The following is a 15,285-nucleotide window of genomic DNA, read 5'->3' as shown; positions in this document are numbered from 1 at the left end:
TCGGGCAGCGGCGGCGGGCGGACTCCCGGCCGGCTCGCCCGCCTCCCTACCCGCGCCGGTGAACCCCCGGTGAGCCGGGCCCCACCGGCGCACGGCGGGTCAGTGAAGGAGCCCGGGGACACCCGGCACGTCCACCGGCACGGCCAGCACCTGCCCGGTCCGCGCGTCCGCCGGCGGCGGCCACTCGGCGGCGGTCAGGTAGAGCGTGCGGCCGTCCGGACCGCCGAGCGCGCACGAGAAGCACCCGCGGTCCAGCGAGACCCGTTGCACCACCTCCCCGCCCTCGCGCACCCGGACGCAGCAGCGGCCCGGGACGTCCGCGAACCAGAGCGCGCCCTCCGCGTCGAGGCTGATCCCGTCCGGCGCCGAACCCTCCACCGCCGCCCAGACCCGCCGGTCGGTCAGGCCCCCGTCGGCCGCGATGGTGAACGCGGTGAGCCGGCCCGCGTACGACTCGGCGACGATCAGGGTCGAGCCGTCCGGGGTGACCGCCATCCCGTTGGGGAAGGCGAGGTCGCCCGCCACCTGCCGGACGGCCCCGTCCGGGGTGACCACCGCGACCAGTCCGGGCCCCGGGGCCTCGCCGCCCATCAGGTCGAAGCCGATGCAGTTGACGTACGCGTTGCCGCGCCCGTCCACGGCCACCTCGTTCCACGGCCGGTCGCAGACCGCCCGCAGGTCCGCGTACGGGCCGAGCGTGCCGTCGGCCTCGCGGCGCAGCAGCCGCCGGTCGCCGCCGGCCACGACGAGCAGGCGGCCGTCGGGCTCCGGCAGCCAGTCGATGCAGAACGGGAACGACGGGACGCGGGCGGTCACGGTGGCGGTGCCGTCGGGGCCGACGGTGAGGAGCTCCTGGGCGCCCCAGTCGCAGACCCAGAGCCGGCCGTCGTGCCAGCGGGGTGACTCGCCGAGGGCGAGGCCGGTGAGGAGGGGGGAGGGGGTGGTCGGCATCGGGACTCCCTGCGCGGATGGCCGGACGGCTGGGGACGGCGGGGGACGGGGCTGCGGACGGCTGGGGACGGCGGGGGACGGGCCAGCCGGGGTGCGGTTGCGGCCGGTGACGATCGATCGGTTCATAGAAACAGATGATCGGAATGTCGGATGTATGTGGAGGTGGGCATGTCGCTGAGTCGGCGGACACTGCTGATCGCAGCGGCCGGCAGCGCACTGGCGGGGTGTCAGCCGGCCGCCGAGCCCGCCGGACGGGTGACGGCGGCGGCCCCGGCGGCCGGCCCGCTGCCGCCCACCGCTCCTGAACCCGAGCCGTCCACGGACCCGGAGGCCGTCGCTGGTCCCGCCGCTGCTCCCGCCACCGCGTCCGGGGCGCCGGCCACCTCCGCGACGCCGGTCGGCCGGGCCGACGTGACGGCCAGGTACGCGGGCGTCGAGCCCTCGGAATGGGGCCTGGACGTGACCGGGGTGCTCACCTCCCTGCCGGCCGGGGAGCAGGCCACCGCACTCACCTTCGACGCCTGCGGCGGCCCCGGCGGCTCCGGTTACGACGCCGACCTCATCGAGTTCCTGCGTGCCCACGAGGTGCCCGCCACGCTGTTCCTGAACGCGCGCTGGATCGACGCCAACCCGGCGGAGTTCGAGAGCCTCGCGGGCGACCCCCTGTTCGAGATCGCCAACCACGGGACGCTCCACCGCCCGCTCTCCGTCACCGGCCGCTCCGCCTACGGCATCGCGGGCACCGGCGACGCCGGCGAGGCGTACGACGAGGTCGCCGGGAACCTCGCGAAGCTCACCGCCCTGCTCGGCCGGCCGCCGCGCTTCTTCCGTTCCGGCACCGCCCACTACGACGACGTGGCCACCCGGATCGCCGCCGACCTCGGCCAACGCGTCGCCGGGTTCACGGTCAACGCCGACGCCGGCGCCACCTTCAGCTCCGCCCAGGTCCGCGAGGAGGTGGCCGCCACCCCGCCGGGCGCCGTCGTCATCGCCCACCTGAACCACCCGGGCGGCGGCACCGCCCCCGGCTTCGCGGCCGCCCTCCCGCCCCTCCTCGCCGCCGGCCGCCGCTTCACCCGCCTCTCGGACGTGCTGGGCTGAACCGTCGGCCTGCCGTCCGGCCCGGCCGCCGGCGGGGCCGGTCGGGCGTAGGTCGGGGCGCTCCGGGACCGGTCGGGGATGGGCCGGGGCGGTCGGCGCCGGTCCGGGGTGAGCCGGGGTGGGCCGCCCTACGGGTGTACGTCCACGACGAGGGTGCGGTCGGGCCCGCCGGCCGTTTCGGCCACGGCCCCTCGCGAGGCCGCTGCGCAGCACGGTCGCAGCTCGCAGGTGGCGTAGCCGCCCGAACGGCCCCCGGACGGCACCGTCGGGCGGCCCGTGCGCACCGGCCAGTGGCGCGCGGCCGGAGGTCAGCGCAGGCGCAGGCCGCCGGGGAGCTCGTCCTCGACGATGTCGGCCAGCCAGTCGAAGACGGTCGGGCCGCGTCCGGCGCGGGCCTCGGCGAGGCGGGCGGCCACCCGCTCACGGTGGGTGGGGTGGCAGCGGGCGAGCATCAGCTCCAGCTGGCGGGCGGTCTCGGCGTGGCCCAGGTTGCGCCGCGAGGTCTCGTGGTCCTGCCACTCGATGACGTAGTCGCCGTCCTCGGGGGTGCCGAAGCCGCCGCGGAGGCAGTCGGCGAAGGCGTCGAGGTTGCGGCCGAAGTAGCCGCCGCAGCCGATGGAGCGGCCGGCCTCGGCCCAGAAGTCCTCCAGGGTGCCGATCCGGGTGCCGTCGAGGACGTAGGTGACGGTCACGGCAGGACGGTGATGGCCGTGGCGAGGAGGCCGTCGCGCACGGTCCAGCGCCCGTCGAAGGAACCGAGGCGCCGGCCGTCGACGACCGGTCCGGGGACGAGGAGTTCGGCGTGGAAGGTGCCGTCGGGGCGGAAGGTGAGGTCGGCCTCGCTGAATTCGAGGAAGAGCCGGGTGAGGGGGAACCAGGTCTTGTAGACGGATTCCTTGGCGCTGAAGAGGAGGCGGTCCCAGGGGGTGTCGGGGTGCTCGGCGAGCAGTTCGGCGGTGCGCTTCTGCTCGTCGGGGAGGGCGATGGCCTCGAAGACGCCCTCGGGGAGGGGGAGCGCGGGCTCGGCGTCGATGCCCAGGGAGACGACGTCGCCGGCGTGGGCGACGGCGGCGCCGCGGAAGCCGGCGCAGTGCGTGAGGCTGCCGACCACACCGTCGGGCCAGCCGGGCGCGCCGCGCAGGCCGGGGACGAGGGGGACGTACGGGACGCCGAGGCGGCCGAGGGCGAGGCGGGCGCAGTGGCGGACGGTGGTGAACTCGCGGCGGCGGGAGCCGACGGCGCGGGCGATGACGGCCTCCTCGGCCGGTTCGAGCCGGGCCTGCGGCGGGTCGTCGTACGCGACCTCCGCCACGACGGATCCGGGCAGCAGTTCGCCGATCACAGGTCCCCCCTGAGTGTGTGCCGTGCGGACGGGACGAGCCTAACCCGGCCGGCCCCCGCGGTGGGGGCCGACCGGGGGTCCGCTCGGCTACTCGAAGGCGGCCGCCGCCGCGCGCAGGGCCCGGGCGACCGTCTCGGGGTCGTACGGGGCGGGTTCGCCGGGCAGGTAGGTGACGGCGCGCAGGGCCCCGGTGTAGCGGAACGAGCGGTGGCGCTCGTGGACCGGCCAGGAGACCGGGGACTTGCGGTCGATGCCGACGCTGATGCCCTGGAACGGGGCCATGCCGATCAGCTGGTGGACCGGGCCGAGCCGGCCGCCCTCGACGCCGTCGACCAGCAGGCGGAACTTCCACTTGAGGCCGGCCACGGCCTCGGCCTCCAGGGTGATCCGGCGGGCGCCGGGTGCCACCGGGCCGCCGTCGGCCTCGACCAGCTCGCCGTACTGGTTGTAGGCGAGGCGGAGCCGGCCGTCCTCGACGTAGAGGCTGTAGCCACCGCCCTGGTCGCCGTGCGAGACGAGGACGCCCTGGTCGTCCGCTTCGTGGCGGTCCAGCTCGACCTCGACGGCGAAGGAGCGGAAGGAGATCAGGCGGGAGGAGCGGTACCGCTCCAGCTCGGGCGTGCCGGCCAGCAGGGTGACGGGACGGCGCAGCCGTTCGGCCTCCGGGCCGCGCAGGGCGAGGGCGCCGCTGCCGTCGGCCAGCGGGAAGACGCCGTCGCGCCAGGCGGCGGCCTCCCAGGCGGCGGCCAGTTCCTTGACCAGCCCGGGGTGTTCGGCGGCGACGTCGTGGATCTCGGTGGGGTCGGTGCGCAGGTCGTGGAGGGCCCACTCGTCGTCGTCGTAGGGCGCGCCGGGGCGGTGCAGGGTGACGAGCTTCCAGCCGTCCCGGTAGTAGCTGCGGTTGCCGGTCATCTCGCAGTACTGCTCGGGGTGGGTGGAGGGGGCCTGCGGCGCGCGCAGGACGGGGGCGAAGCTGATGCCGTCGAGCGACTGCACGGGCTGCCCGCCGCGCTCCGACGGCCGCTCGACGCCCGCCAGTTCGAGCAGGGTGGGCAGGATGTCGGTGACGTACTGGTACTGCGGGCGGACGCCGTTGTCGTCCTCGGAGCGCGGCAGCCCGGCCGGCCAGGAGAGGACGAAGGGCACCCGGACGCCGCCCGCGTAGGTCTGGCCCTTGTAGAAGCGGAACGGCGTGTTGGAGGCCATGCCCCAGCCGCGCGGGTAGTGGACCAGGCTCTGCGGGCCGCCGATGAGCTCGATCTCCCGCTCGACGTCGGGGTTCCAGTCCTCGGGCAGGCCCGGGTGGTGGACGAAGCGGCTGAAGTAGCTGCGGGTGCCCTCGGCGCCGCCCTCGCCGGTGCCGCCGTTGTCGGAGGTGAACACGATGACGGTGTTGTCGAGTTCGCCGAGGGCGGCGAGGGTGTCGGTGAGCCGGCCGAGGTTCTGGTCGACGTTGTCGACCATCGCTGCGTACACCTCCATGTACCGGGCGTACAACTTCTTCTGGACGGCGCTGAGTTCGTCCCACGGGCCGACGTCGTAGCCGGCCTCGCCGTTGCGCTCGGGCAGCTCGGTTCCGGGCGGGAAGTGGCCGGCGGCGAGCTGGCGGGCGAAGCGGGCCCCGCGCAGCTCGTCCCAGCCCCCGTCGTAGCGGCCCTTGTGCCGGGCCAGGTCGGCCGGCTTGGCCTGGAGCGGGCCGTGCACGGCGTTGTGCGCGAGGTAGAGGAAGAACGGCTTCTCCGCGTCGTGCGCGCGCAGCGACTTGACCATGGCGATGGCCTGGTCGGTGATGTCGTCGGTGTAGTAGTAGCCCTCGGGGAACTCGTCGATGTCCAGGGGGCTGTTGTCGCGCACGAGTTGGTGCGGGTGGAAGAGGCTGGTGAGGCCCTCCAGCACGCCGTAGTACTGGTCGAAGCCCTTCTGGAGCGGCCAGTTGGTGCGGCTGTCGGCGGCGTTGGAGGCGGAGTCGCGGGTGAGGTGCCACTTGCCGACGGCGTAGGTGGCGTAGCCCTGGTGGTGCAGGAGCTCGGCGAGGGTCGGGATGTCGCCGGCCACCTCCATGCCGTAGCCGGGGAAGCCCGGGTCGGCGTTGGCCACGAAGGAGTAGCCGACCCGGTGCGGGTTGAGGCCGGTGAGCAGGGCCGCGCGGGCGGGTGAGCAGAGCGGCATGGTGTGGTAGTTGGCCAGCCGGACCCCGTTCGCGGCGAGCCGGTCGAGGGTGGGTGTGGGGATCTCGGAGCCGAACGGCCCGATGTCGCTGTAGCCCATGTCGTCGATCAGCACGACGACGATGTTGGGCGCCCCCTCGCGCGGGCGGACGCGTTCGGGCCAGGCGGGCGTGGAGGCGCCGAAGGTGCGGCCGACGGTGCCGGTGAAGCCGGCGTACGGGTCGCGCCGGTGCGGGTCGGCCGGCCGGGGGTCGGGGGTGCTGGTCATGCGTGGCTCCGGGTGGTGAGGCGGGTGGCGGACTCCAGGCGCGGTACGGCGGCGAGGAGTTCGGCGGTGTACGGGTCCTCGGGTGCGGTGACGACGCGGTCGGCCGGGCCGGTCTCGACGATCCGGCCGCGGTGCATCACCGCGATGCGGTGGCTGACCTGGCGGACCACCGCGAGGTCGTGGGCGATGAAGAGGACGGCCAGGCCGAGTTCGCGTTGCAGCCGGGCGAGCAGCTCGATCACCTGGGCCTGGACGGAGACGTCCAGTGCGGAGACCGGCTCGTCGCAGATCAGCACGCTCGGCTCGGGGGCCAGGGCCCGTGCGATGCCGATGCGTTGGCGCTGGCCGCCGGAGAAGGAGCGCGGCTGCCGGCCGGCCGCGTCCGGCTCCAGGCCGACCTGCCGGAGGAGTTCGGCGACGCGCCGGTCCCGGGCCGCGCGGTCGCCCAGGCCGTGGGCGATCAGCGGTTCGGCGATGATCTGGCCGGCGGTCATCCGCGGGTTGAGCGAGGCGTACGGGTCCTGGAAGACCATCTGCACCTCGCGGCGGGCCGCGCGCTCCCCGCCGCGCCCGAACTCCCGTCCGCGGAACCGGATCGAGCCCGCCGAGGGGGCATGCACCTGGACCAGGGCGCGTGCCAGGGTGGACTTGCCCGACCCGGACTCGCCGACCAACCCGAGCGTCTCGCCCGGGTGGAGCACCAGGTCGACGCCGTCCAGCGCGGTGACCGCCCGCCGGCGCGGACCGTACGTCTTGCCCAACCCGGTGACGGTGAGCAGCGGTTCGGCCCCGGGGGTGCTGTTGGCGGCCGCCTCGGACGGGGCGTCCAGCCGTGGCACGGCCGCCAGCAGCTGCTGGGTGTAGGGGTGCCGGGGCGCGGCCAGGACGTCGTCGGTCCCGCCGCGCTCGACCACCCGGCCGTCGCGCAGCACCAGGATCCGGCGGCAGGTCTGCGCGATCACGCCGAGGTCGTGGCTGATCACCACCAGCGCGGTGCCGGTCTCCCGGTTGATCCGGGCGAGCAGTCGGAGGATCTGCTGCTGAACGGTCGGGTCGAGGGCGGTGGTGGGTTCGTCGGCGACCAGCACCTCGGCCCGGTTGGCCAGTGCGAGCGCGATCATGATGCGTTGGCGCTGGCCGCCGGAGAACTGGTGCGGGTGGTCGCGCAGCCGGGCGGTGGCGTCGGGGATGCCGACCAGGCCGAGGAGTTCGGCGGACCGGGCGGCCCGTTCGGCCCTGCCCGCGGTGCCGTGTGCGCGCAGTGCCTCGTCGAGCTGTCTGCCGATGGTGAGCACCGGGTTGAGCGAGGACATCGGGTCCTGGAAGATCATGGCGATCCGCCGGCCGCGCAGCGCGCGCAGGCCCGCTTCGGGCAGCGTGGCGAGGTCCTGGCCGTCGAGCTCGACGGTCCCGCCGGTGATCCGCCCGCCGGGCGGCAGCATCCGCAGCAGCGCCAGCGCGGTGGTGGACTTGCCGGAGCCGGACTCGCCGACCAGGCCGAGGGTGTCTCCGGCGGCCAGCTCGAAGCCGACCCCGTCGACGGCCGTGGTGCCGTCGAACTCGACGGTGAGGTCGGTCACGCGCAGGACCGGGCGGCTCATCGGCGGATCCCCTTGTTCAGGGCCTCGGCGATCAGGGTGAAGCCGAGGACGAGGGCGGTGGTGGCGGCCAGCGGGGCCGCCGCGAAGGCCGGGTGGCTGGAGAGGTAGGCGACGGACTGGCTGAGGATGGAGCCGAGGGTGGGCTCGGGCGGGCGGACGCCGAGCCCGAGGAAGCTCATCGCGCCCTCGATGAAGACGCCGATGGAGAGCGCGACGGCGGTCTGCACGATCAGCGGGTCGGCCGCGTTGGGGACGACGTGGCGCAGCAGCACCCGCAGCCGGGAGGCGCCGCCGACCCGGGCGGCGAGTGCGTACTCGCGCTTCTGCTGGACCAGGATGCCGGCCCGCAACTGCCTTCCGAAGCCGGGGATTTCGGCGAGGGCGATGACGATGAGCACCGGCCAGCGGCCCGGGCCGAGGACGGCGGTGACGGCGAGCGCCAGGATGAGACCGGGGAAGGCGAGCAGCAGGTCGAAGAGCCGCTGGACGGTGAGGTCGGCCCAGCGGGAGGAGGCGGCGAGCAGGGCGAAGGAGCAGCCGAGCAGGGCGCCGGCCGGGACGGCGCAGAAGGTGATCGCCAGGTCGGTGCCGATGCCGTGCAGTACCCGGCTGAACAGGTCGCGGCCCATGTCGTCGGTACCGAAGGGGTGTTCGGCGCTGGGGCCGGCCAGGGCGAGGGCGCTCTGGGCGTTCGGGTCGAGGTCGGTGAGCAGCGGCGCGAGCAGTGCGGCGAGCGCGGTCACGCCGACCAGGGTGAGGCCGGTGAGGCCGCGGACGGTGAGCAGGCCGGCCAGGTAGCGGTTGCGGCGCCGGGCGGCGGCCTGCGGCGGGCCGGCGGCCGGGGTGGTCGGGGTGGTCGGGGTGGTCGGGGTGGCCATCGGGTTTACTCCCACCGGATCCGGGGGTCCAGCCACGCGTACACCAGGTCGGTGAACAGCTGGACGGCGACGTAGACGGCGACGATCAGCAGCAGGAGGTCCTGCACGACGGGGTAGTCGCGGCGGATCACGCCCTGTTCGATCAGCTGGCCGAGCCCGGGCCAGGCGAAGATCCGCTCCACCAGGACGGCTCCGGCGATGAGTTGTCCGACCTGGAGGCCGAGCACGGTGATCGCGGGCGGCAGCGCGTTGGGCAGCGCGTGCTGCCAGACGATCCGCCGGCGGGAGACGCCGAGCGCGGTGGCGGTGCGGACGTAGTCCTCCGCGAGGGCGCGTTCCATGCCGTCCTTGAGGTAGCGGGCGAGGACGGCGGCGCTCGGCAGGGCCAGGCAGAGGGCCGGCATCAGGAGGTACTGGACGGCGAGGTCCGGCTGGTCGAGCAGCGATTCGTGGCCGCCGGCCGGCAGCAGGCCGAGGGTGACCGCGAAGAGCAGCACCAGCAGGACGCCGGTGACGAACGGGGGTACGGCCAGGACGGCCGTGGTGAACGTCTGGACGGCGGCGGCGACGGGGCGGCGCCGGGTGGTGGCCCCGAGCACGCCCAGCGGCAGCGCGATCACGATCACCAGGAACAGGGCTCCGAGGGTGAGTTGGACGGTGGCGCCGAGGCCGTTGCCGATCAGGTCGGCGACCTGCCCGCCGATCGCGTAGCTGGGCCCGAGGTCCCCGGTGACGAGGTGGCCGAGCCAGGCGGCGTACTGGGAGAGCAGCGGCTGGTCGAGGCCGAGCCGGGAGCGGATGGCGGCGACGGCCTCCGGACCGGCGTCGGGGCCGGCCAGCGAGGTGGCCGGGTCGCCGGGGATCAGCCGGAGGACGAGGAAGACGAGGAAGGAGGCGAGGGCGAGGACGAGCAGTCCGGAGGGCAGCCGCTTGAGGAGGAAGGTGCGCATCGGTCAGGCCGTCAGGTAGGAGTCGTCGAGGTTGAGGTAGCCGAACTTGTTGAGGTCGACGCCGCGGACCTTGCTGCCGGCGACCTCGACCAGGCCGGCGATGGCGAGGTCGATCACGAACTCCTCGTCCAGCAGCACGTCGGTGATCTGCTGGTAGAGCGCCTTGGCCTCGGGACTGTCGCTGTCCGGCCGGTTCCAGGCCTTCTGGACGACGTCGGTGTAGGCGGGGGAGCTGAAGTGCGAGCTGTTCCTGGCCTCGTTGAACGGGTAGGCGCTCACCGCGAGGGTGGCGGGGTGGAGTTGGGCGAAGCCGTGGCTCAGCGTCCAGAGGGCGGGCATGGTCTGGGAGATGAGCTGCTTCTGCATGGTGGGCGAGTCGGTCGGCTGGAGCACCGTCTCGATGCCGACCTGCTTGAGGTCGTACTGGAGGATCTGCGCGATCGCGGTGGCGCCGGGCTCGTTGGAGTGCGCGAACGGCAGGGTGAGCGTGGTGAGGCCGGCGTCCTTGAGCAGGGCCCGGGCCTTGTCCGGATCGTGGCTGTAGCGGCCGGCGCCGGCCTCGCTGTAAGCGGGCGAGGACTTGGGCCAGGGGACGGAGGAGACGGTGCCGTAGCCGCCGAGCGCCTGCTGCACCAGCCGGTCGCGGTCCACGGCCCAGGCGATGGCCTGCCGGACGCGCTTGTCGCTCACGTGCTCGGCGGTGAGGTCGGCACCGATGTAGTAGGCGCCGGAGCCGGTGTCGTACTGCTTGATCCGGAACTGCGGGTCGCTCCTGAGGGTGGCCACGTCCTTGCCGCGGACGCTGTAGGAGAGGTGGGTCTGGCCGGTCCTGAGGGAGGAGAGCAGCGACTCGGCCTGCGGGACGATCCGGATCTCCACCCCGTCCAGGTAGGGGCGGCCGGCGTTCCAGTACTTCTCGTTGCGGGCGAAGGTGATCGAGCTGCCGGGCTTGCGCTCGGTGAGGGTGAACGGCCCGGTGCCGACCAGCCTGGTGCCGGCGACGGCGTCCTCGACGGTGGCCGAGTCCGGGATGATCATGAACTCGAAGAGGTCGAAGAGGTTGCTGACCGGATGGGCGAGGACGAGGGTCAGCTCGAAGTCGCCGTTCTTGCGGAAGTCGGTGACGGTGGCGGCCGTCGAACGGAGCTGGGCCGAACGGGCCGGGTTCTGCAGGTTCTTGACCGCGAACACCACGTCGTCGGCGGTGAACCTGCGGCCGCTGTGGAAGAGCACGTCCTCACGCAGCTTGAGGGTGATGCTGGTGCCGTCGGCGGCGAGCTGCCAGGAGGTGGCGAGCTCGGGCTGGGGCTGGAGCCTGTCGTCGTACCTGGTCAGGGTGTTGAAGACCAGACGCTGGACGAGGGTGTTGGCGCTCTGGGCGAAGAGCAGGCTCGGCGTGAAGTCGACGCCGGTGCCCACCGTGAGGACGCCGCCCCGGCGCGGGCCCGCCGATCCGCTCGCGGCGGAGGAGGCGGTGTCCGCGGCCGAGCGGCAGGCCGCCAGCGTCAGCAGGCCGGCTCCGGCGAGGCCCCCGCGCAGCAGGGCGCGGCGGGAGAGGCCGGGGGCGGAGGGTGTGGTGAACGCGGTCATGGCGGGTCCTTCGGAGGGGTGGCGGGTGCGGTCGGGCGGTTGTCGGGGCGCGGTGGTTGTCGGGGGCGCGGTGGTTGTCGGGGCGGACGAGTGTCGGGGCGGGCTGGTGTTTTGGCGGGCGGGTGTTCTCGGGGTGCGCCCGGGAGGTCAGAGCGGCTGCCCCGGGCCCAGCGGGGAGGCCTGTGCGGCGACGGTCGTCGCGTGCAGCGGCCGGGCGTACAGCACGCCCAGGACGGCCGCGCCGGCCGCCACCGCGAGCGCGTCGGCGCCGCGGCTCTGGGCGATCAGCAGGTCGGCGTCCCGTCGCAGGTGGGAGCGGCGGGCGAACTCGGTGCGGACCACGTCCAGATAGGCCGGGTCGAGCACCGCGAAGGTCTCGGTGAGCACCAGCAGGTCGGGGTTGACGACGTCCGCCAGTAGTGCGAGGGCGCGGCCGACGACCTCGGCCCGGCGGCGGACGAGGCGGTCGGCCCGCGGGTCGCCGGCCCGGACGGCGGCGATCAGCTCCGCGCGGTCGGGCCGGGCGGTGATCCCGTCGGCGGCCGCCGCCTCGAACAGGGTGGTGTCCGAGGCGGCGACCGCGAGACAGCCGAGCCGGCCGCAGTGGCAGAGCGCGTCGCTGTCGGGCACCGGCAGATGGGCGACGTCGCCGGTGGCCGAGGCCGGTCCGAGGTGGACCGTGCCGGCCACCGCCAGCGCCGCGTCCACCACGTGGCCGACGAAGAGCTGCACCATCGAGCGGCGTGCGGCCGGGTGTCCGAAGAGGATCTCCGCCTGGGTGAGCGCCCTGGCGTGGTTGTCCACCTGGACCGGCAGTCCGGAGGCCCGGGACAACAGGTCGCCCAGCGGCATGTTCCTCCACTGCAAGGGGTCGTGACGGACCGTCATACCGCGCTCCGGGTCCACCGTGCCACCGGTGACCGCGCCGAGTGCGACCACCCGCCGGCCGCCCGGCACGGTGGCGAGCAGCCGGGGCAGGCGCTCCAGCAGCGGCCGGAGCACGGCGTGCCCGGTGCGTCCCCGGTTGCTCAACTCCTTGCGGTAGAGCACGTTTCCCCGCAGGTCGAGCAGCGAGAAGGTGGTGTACGGCACCCCGATGTGCAGGCCGGCCACCGCGAGCCGCCCGGTGTCGACGTCGACCGGCACCTGCGGCCGGCCCACCGTGCCCGCCCCGCCGCCCGTCAACTCGGGCCGCTCGCGCAGCAGCCCGAGCTGTACGAGATCCACCACCTGCCGGGACACCGCGGAGGCGCTGAGCCCGGTGAGCGCGGCGACCCGGCTGCGGGCGATCGGGCCGTGGTCGAGCACGGCCCGCAGGACGGCGGCGGCGTTGACGTCCCGGCGGTCGTCCCCGATCCTGCGGTCGTCACCGATCCGACGGTCGTCACCGAGGCGCCGGTCGTCACCGAAACGCCGTTCGTCCCCCAGGGGCAGGGCAGGGTGGGCGAGCGTGTCGGGCATCGGAGGCCTTTCGGGGTGGCCAGGGGCGATCGGCGGGAGTTCGGCGGGAGTTCGGTGGGGCCTTGGCGGGCTTCGGTGAGGCTCGGCGGGGGCGGCCGGCCGGCGCTCAGGCCTGGAGGGCGGCCTCCAGTTCCTCGGCCGGGACGAGCCCGGCCACCTTCGGCGGCTCGGCCGGCTCCAGCAGGCGGCTCGGGGTGCCGTCCACGCCCACCGGCAGGTCGCCGTCCAGGGTGATCCGGCGGACCAGGCGCGGCTCGTCGCCGTAGTCGTTGACGGCGTAGTGCTGGGTGGCGCGGTTGTCCCAGACCGCCACGTCGCCGACCTGCCACTCCCAGCGGACGGTGTTCTCCAGACGCTCGATGTACCGCTGGAACAGCGCGATCAGGGCCCGGCTGTCGGCTCCCGACACGCCCTGGATCCGCTGCGCGAAGGCGCCGAGCAGCAGCGTCTTCTCGCCGGTCACCGGGTGGACGCGGACCAGCGGGTGCTCGGTCTTGAACGCGGTGGAGACGAACACCTGGCGGAACAGCCTGGCGACCTCGGCGTTTTCGGCCAGTTCGGGCTTCAGGGCCAGGCTCGCGGCGTAGTCGTAGTCGTTGGTGTGAACGGCCCGCAGGCTCTCGGCCAGCACCTTCAGCGGCTCGGGGAGGTCCTGGTAGGCGGTGACGGTGTTGGCCCAGACCGTGGAGCCGCCGGCCGACGGGAGCTCCAGCGAACGGAGGATGGACGCCTTCGGGTAGGACGGGACGAAGGTGACATCGGTGTGCCAGTTGTTGGCGCGCACGCCCTTGGTGGCGTCCAGCTCGAAGATGTAGCGGCCGTCGGCGCTGGGGACGGTCGGGTGACCGGCCGGCTGGCCCAACAGGCGTGCGAACGCCTCGTGTTCGGCATCGTCCAGGTGATCCTGGCCGCGGAAGAAGAGCACCTTGTGCGCGTGGAGGGCGGCCTCCAGGGCGGCGACGGTCTCGGCGGGCAGGTCGCCGCCGAGGCGGACGTCGTGCACGATCGCGCCGATCCGGCCGGCGGCGGGGGTGAGGCGCAGTTCGGTGAGGGCGGTGGTCATGGTTGGTACCTCGGCTTTCGCGTGGTTGTCCGGCGTGACCGGCCGGGAGCAGGCGGGTGTTCGGGCAGGGCAGGGTGCGCGCCGGCCGTGCGGGTGTGCGGCAGGGCGGCGGCGCTGCGCGGAGTGCGCGACTGACGGGAGGAGCGGGGCGACGATGAAGGTCGGAGCGCGGCGGGTCACCGTGCGGCGGTCCGTCCGGTCCGTCCGGTCCGGTCCGATCCGGTCGGGTCGGGTCGTCAGGGACTCAGGGGCTCAGAGGGGCAGACGTGCGCCAGAGGCGTGTTGAGCACCTGGACGTTGAGCAGGTGGGCGTTCAGCGACAACAGCGGCTGCGGCAACGGCCGCAGCAGGGGCGGAGACAGGCAGGGCACTGGACACGGCGAACGGTGGTCATCGGCCCTCCTTCCGGCGTGCTGCGAGTGGGCTCGGCGCTCATCGTGCTGAACGTCGAGGCCCGCTGTCAATCGCCGTTTTGCCTGCTGGGCAGGGGTGTTGCTGTCGTGTGACGCCCCGTTGCGGGCGATGGCCGGACGATGGCGGGCAGGCTTCACGACGGCATTCGACCTTGTTGCGGCCCTGTCGGAGTTATTAACTCTCGGAGCGGAAGAAACTCCGGCGCGGCTCCGCGGGCACCTCGCCTCTCCGCACGCGTTCGGCGCCGTGCCCGGTTTCGCCGCGTACGCCGCCGCCAAGGCCGCGCTGGCGGCGCTCACCCGGGCCGCCGCCGTCGAGTGGGGGCCGCGCGGGGTGCGGTGCAACGCCGTCGCGCCGGGTTCGTCCCGGTCGAGCGCAGCCGGCACGTCTGGAACCGACCCGCAGACGAGCGCGGCCCTGCTGCGCGCGGCGCCGCGCGGTGCCGCTCGGCCGGCTCGGCCGGTTCGGCAGCGCGGCCGAAGTGGCGCGCGTGGTGGCCTTCCTGGCCGTTGACGATGCATCCTTCGTCAACAGTGCCTGCCTTGCGGTGGACGCTGGGATGCCTGCCATGCTGCCCGAGGCCCTGTTGCGTTGAGACCCCCGAGGAGAAGCCCCATGCGTGCCGAACCCGTAGCCGACACCCCGCACCTCGCCCTGGGCGAGGGCCCGCGCTGGGACGCGACCACCCGGCGCCTGTACTGGATCGGCATCAAGGACCGGCGCCTGCTGACCCTGGACCCGTCGAACGGCCGCGTCACCGGGACCGGACTCGACGTGACCCCGGGGGCGTTGATGTTCCGACCGGACGGCCGGCCGGTGCTCGCCACCGAACGCGGCTTCGAGCTGCTCGACCCCGCCGACGGCCGGACCACGCTGCTCGCCCCGGTCGAGGCCGACCAGCCGGAGCGCCGGATGAACGACGGCGCCTGCGACCCGTACGGCCGCCCGGTCGCCGGCACCATGCAGCGGTCGGAGCCGTGGCGGCCCGGCCCGCTCTACCGGCTGGAGGCCGACGGGACGGCGCGGCCCGTCCTGGACGGGCTGTCCGTCCCCAACGGCCTCGCCTGGCCGGAGCCGGACCGGCTCTGGCACATCGACACCCCGACGCGGCGGATCGACCTCTACGAGTACCCCGAGCACGGCCCGGTCGGCCCGCGCATCCGCTCGCTGGACGTCTCCCACCTGCCGGGCCTCCCCGACGGCATGACGCTCGACGCGGCCGGGAACCTCTGGGTGGCGTTCTGGGGCGGCGCCGCCGTCCACTGCCTCTCGCCGGCCGGGCACGTGCTCGCCAGCGTCGGGCTCCCGGCGCCGCGAGCGACCAGCTGCACGTTCGGCGGCCCGGACCTTCGCACGCTCTACATCACCACCGCCAGGACGGACGAACACCCGCTCTCCGGGGCCCTGTTCGCGCTCGACGGGGTCGGGGTCGGGGTCGGGGCAAGGACGTGACCGGAGCCGGGCCGCCGGGGGTGACCGCTGCCCGGTGACCGCCGTT

At 74.2% G+C, this 15,285-nt stretch carries 14 protein-coding genes; 4 read left to right on the top strand and 10 right to left on the bottom strand.

Features of this window, described 5'->3' with window-relative positions:
- Positions 1-99 precede the first annotated feature (99 nt).
- A complete protein-coding gene (locus ACFC1F_RS18880) occupies positions 100-951 on the bottom strand; it encodes an SMP-30/gluconolactonase/LRE family protein (protein WP_376159626.1) in 852 nt (283 codons plus the stop codon).
- Between the two features lie 168 nt (positions 952-1,119).
- Between ACFC1F_RS18880 and ACFC1F_RS18875 the strand changes: the two genes are divergently transcribed.
- Positions 1,120-2,052, top strand: coding sequence for a polysaccharide deacetylase family protein (locus tag ACFC1F_RS18875; RefSeq protein WP_376159624.1), 933 nt, complete (start codon positions 1,120-1,122; stop codon positions 2,050-2,052).
- A 308-nt stretch (positions 2,053-2,360) separates the two neighbouring features.
- Here ACFC1F_RS18875 and ACFC1F_RS18870 read toward each other — a convergent pair whose 3' ends face one another.
- The 9 genes from ACFC1F_RS18870 to ACFC1F_RS18830 all read right to left on the bottom strand — a co-directional run bounded on the left by ACFC1F_RS18870 (position 2,361) and on the right by ACFC1F_RS18830 (position 13,373).
- Positions 2,361-2,744, bottom strand: coding sequence for a barstar family protein (locus ACFC1F_RS18870; protein ID WP_376159622.1), 384 nt, complete (start codon positions 2,742-2,744; stop codon positions 2,361-2,363).
- Positions 2,741-3,394 (bottom strand): 4'-phosphopantetheinyl transferase superfamily protein, encoded by a 654-nt coding sequence (locus ACFC1F_RS18865; RefSeq protein WP_209410565.1) that lies wholly within the window; start codon positions 3,392-3,394, stop codon positions 2,741-2,743. Before ACFC1F_RS18865 ends, ACFC1F_RS18870 begins: the two co-directional genes overlap by 4 nt.
- A gap of 87 nt (positions 3,395-3,481) precedes the next feature.
- Positions 3,482-5,830 (bottom strand): arylsulfatase, encoded by a 2,349-nt coding sequence (locus ACFC1F_RS18860; RefSeq protein WP_376159620.1) that lies wholly within the window; start codon positions 5,828-5,830, stop codon positions 3,482-3,484.
- Positions 5,827-7,431 carry an ABC transporter ATP-binding protein gene (locus tag ACFC1F_RS18855; protein ID WP_376159618.1) on the bottom strand — a complete coding sequence of 535 codons (1,605 nt, stop codon included), beginning with the start codon at positions 7,429-7,431 and terminating at the stop codon, positions 5,827-5,829. Before ACFC1F_RS18855 ends, ACFC1F_RS18860 begins: the two co-directional genes overlap by 4 nt.
- Entirely contained in the window at positions 7,428-8,309 is an 882-nt protein-coding gene (locus tag ACFC1F_RS18850; RefSeq protein ID WP_376159616.1) for an ABC transporter permease, read from the bottom strand. Before ACFC1F_RS18850 ends, ACFC1F_RS18855 begins: the two co-directional genes overlap by 4 nt.
- Positions 8,310-8,314: 5 nt before the next feature.
- The gene (locus ACFC1F_RS18845) at positions 8,315-9,259 is read right to left on the bottom strand and encodes an ABC transporter permease (RefSeq protein WP_376159614.1); all 945 of its coding nucleotides are present in this window, start codon (positions 9,257-9,259) and stop codon (positions 8,315-8,317) included.
- A 3-nt stretch (positions 9,260-9,262) separates the two neighbouring features.
- Positions 9,263-10,849 carry an ABC transporter substrate-binding protein gene (locus ACFC1F_RS18840; protein WP_376159612.1) on the bottom strand — a complete coding sequence of 529 codons (1,587 nt, stop codon included), beginning with the start codon at positions 10,847-10,849 and terminating at the stop codon, positions 9,263-9,265.
- Positions 10,850-10,996: 147 nt separating this feature from the next.
- Positions 10,997-12,310 carry an ROK family transcriptional regulator gene (locus ACFC1F_RS18835; RefSeq protein ID WP_376159610.1) on the bottom strand — a complete coding sequence of 438 codons (1,314 nt, stop codon included), beginning with the start codon at positions 12,308-12,310 and terminating at the stop codon, positions 10,997-10,999.
- A 106-nt stretch (positions 12,311-12,416) separates the two neighbouring features.
- Entirely contained in the window at positions 12,417-13,373 is a 957-nt protein-coding gene (locus tag ACFC1F_RS18830) for a TauD/TfdA dioxygenase family protein (RefSeq protein WP_376159608.1), read from the bottom strand.
- Between the two features lie 522 nt (positions 13,374-13,895).
- Between ACFC1F_RS18830 and ACFC1F_RS18825 the strand changes: the two genes are divergently transcribed.
- From ACFC1F_RS18825 to ACFC1F_RS18815, 3 genes are read left to right on the top strand one after another with little or no spacing between them, the layout of a single operon-like run.
- Positions 13,896-14,300, top strand: coding sequence for an SDR family oxidoreductase (locus tag ACFC1F_RS18825; protein WP_376159606.1), 405 nt, complete (start codon positions 13,896-13,898; stop codon positions 14,298-14,300).
- A complete protein-coding gene (locus ACFC1F_RS18820; RefSeq protein WP_376159604.1) occupies positions 14,227-14,382 on the top strand; it encodes an SDR family oxidoreductase in 156 nt (51 codons plus the stop codon). Before ACFC1F_RS18825 ends, ACFC1F_RS18820 begins: the two co-directional genes overlap by 74 nt.
- A gap of 20 nt (positions 14,383-14,402) precedes the next feature.
- A complete protein-coding gene (locus tag ACFC1F_RS18815; protein WP_376159603.1) occupies positions 14,403-15,239 on the top strand; it encodes an SMP-30/gluconolactonase/LRE family protein in 837 nt (278 codons plus the stop codon).
- Positions 15,240-15,285 lie beyond the last annotated feature (46 nt).

This window comes from Kitasatospora sp. NPDC056181 (assembly GCF_042266225.1).
GTDB lineage: Bacteria > Actinomycetota > Actinomycetes > Streptomycetales > Streptomycetaceae > Kitasatospora.
This window is presented reverse-complemented; position numbering and strand designations above follow the sequence as displayed.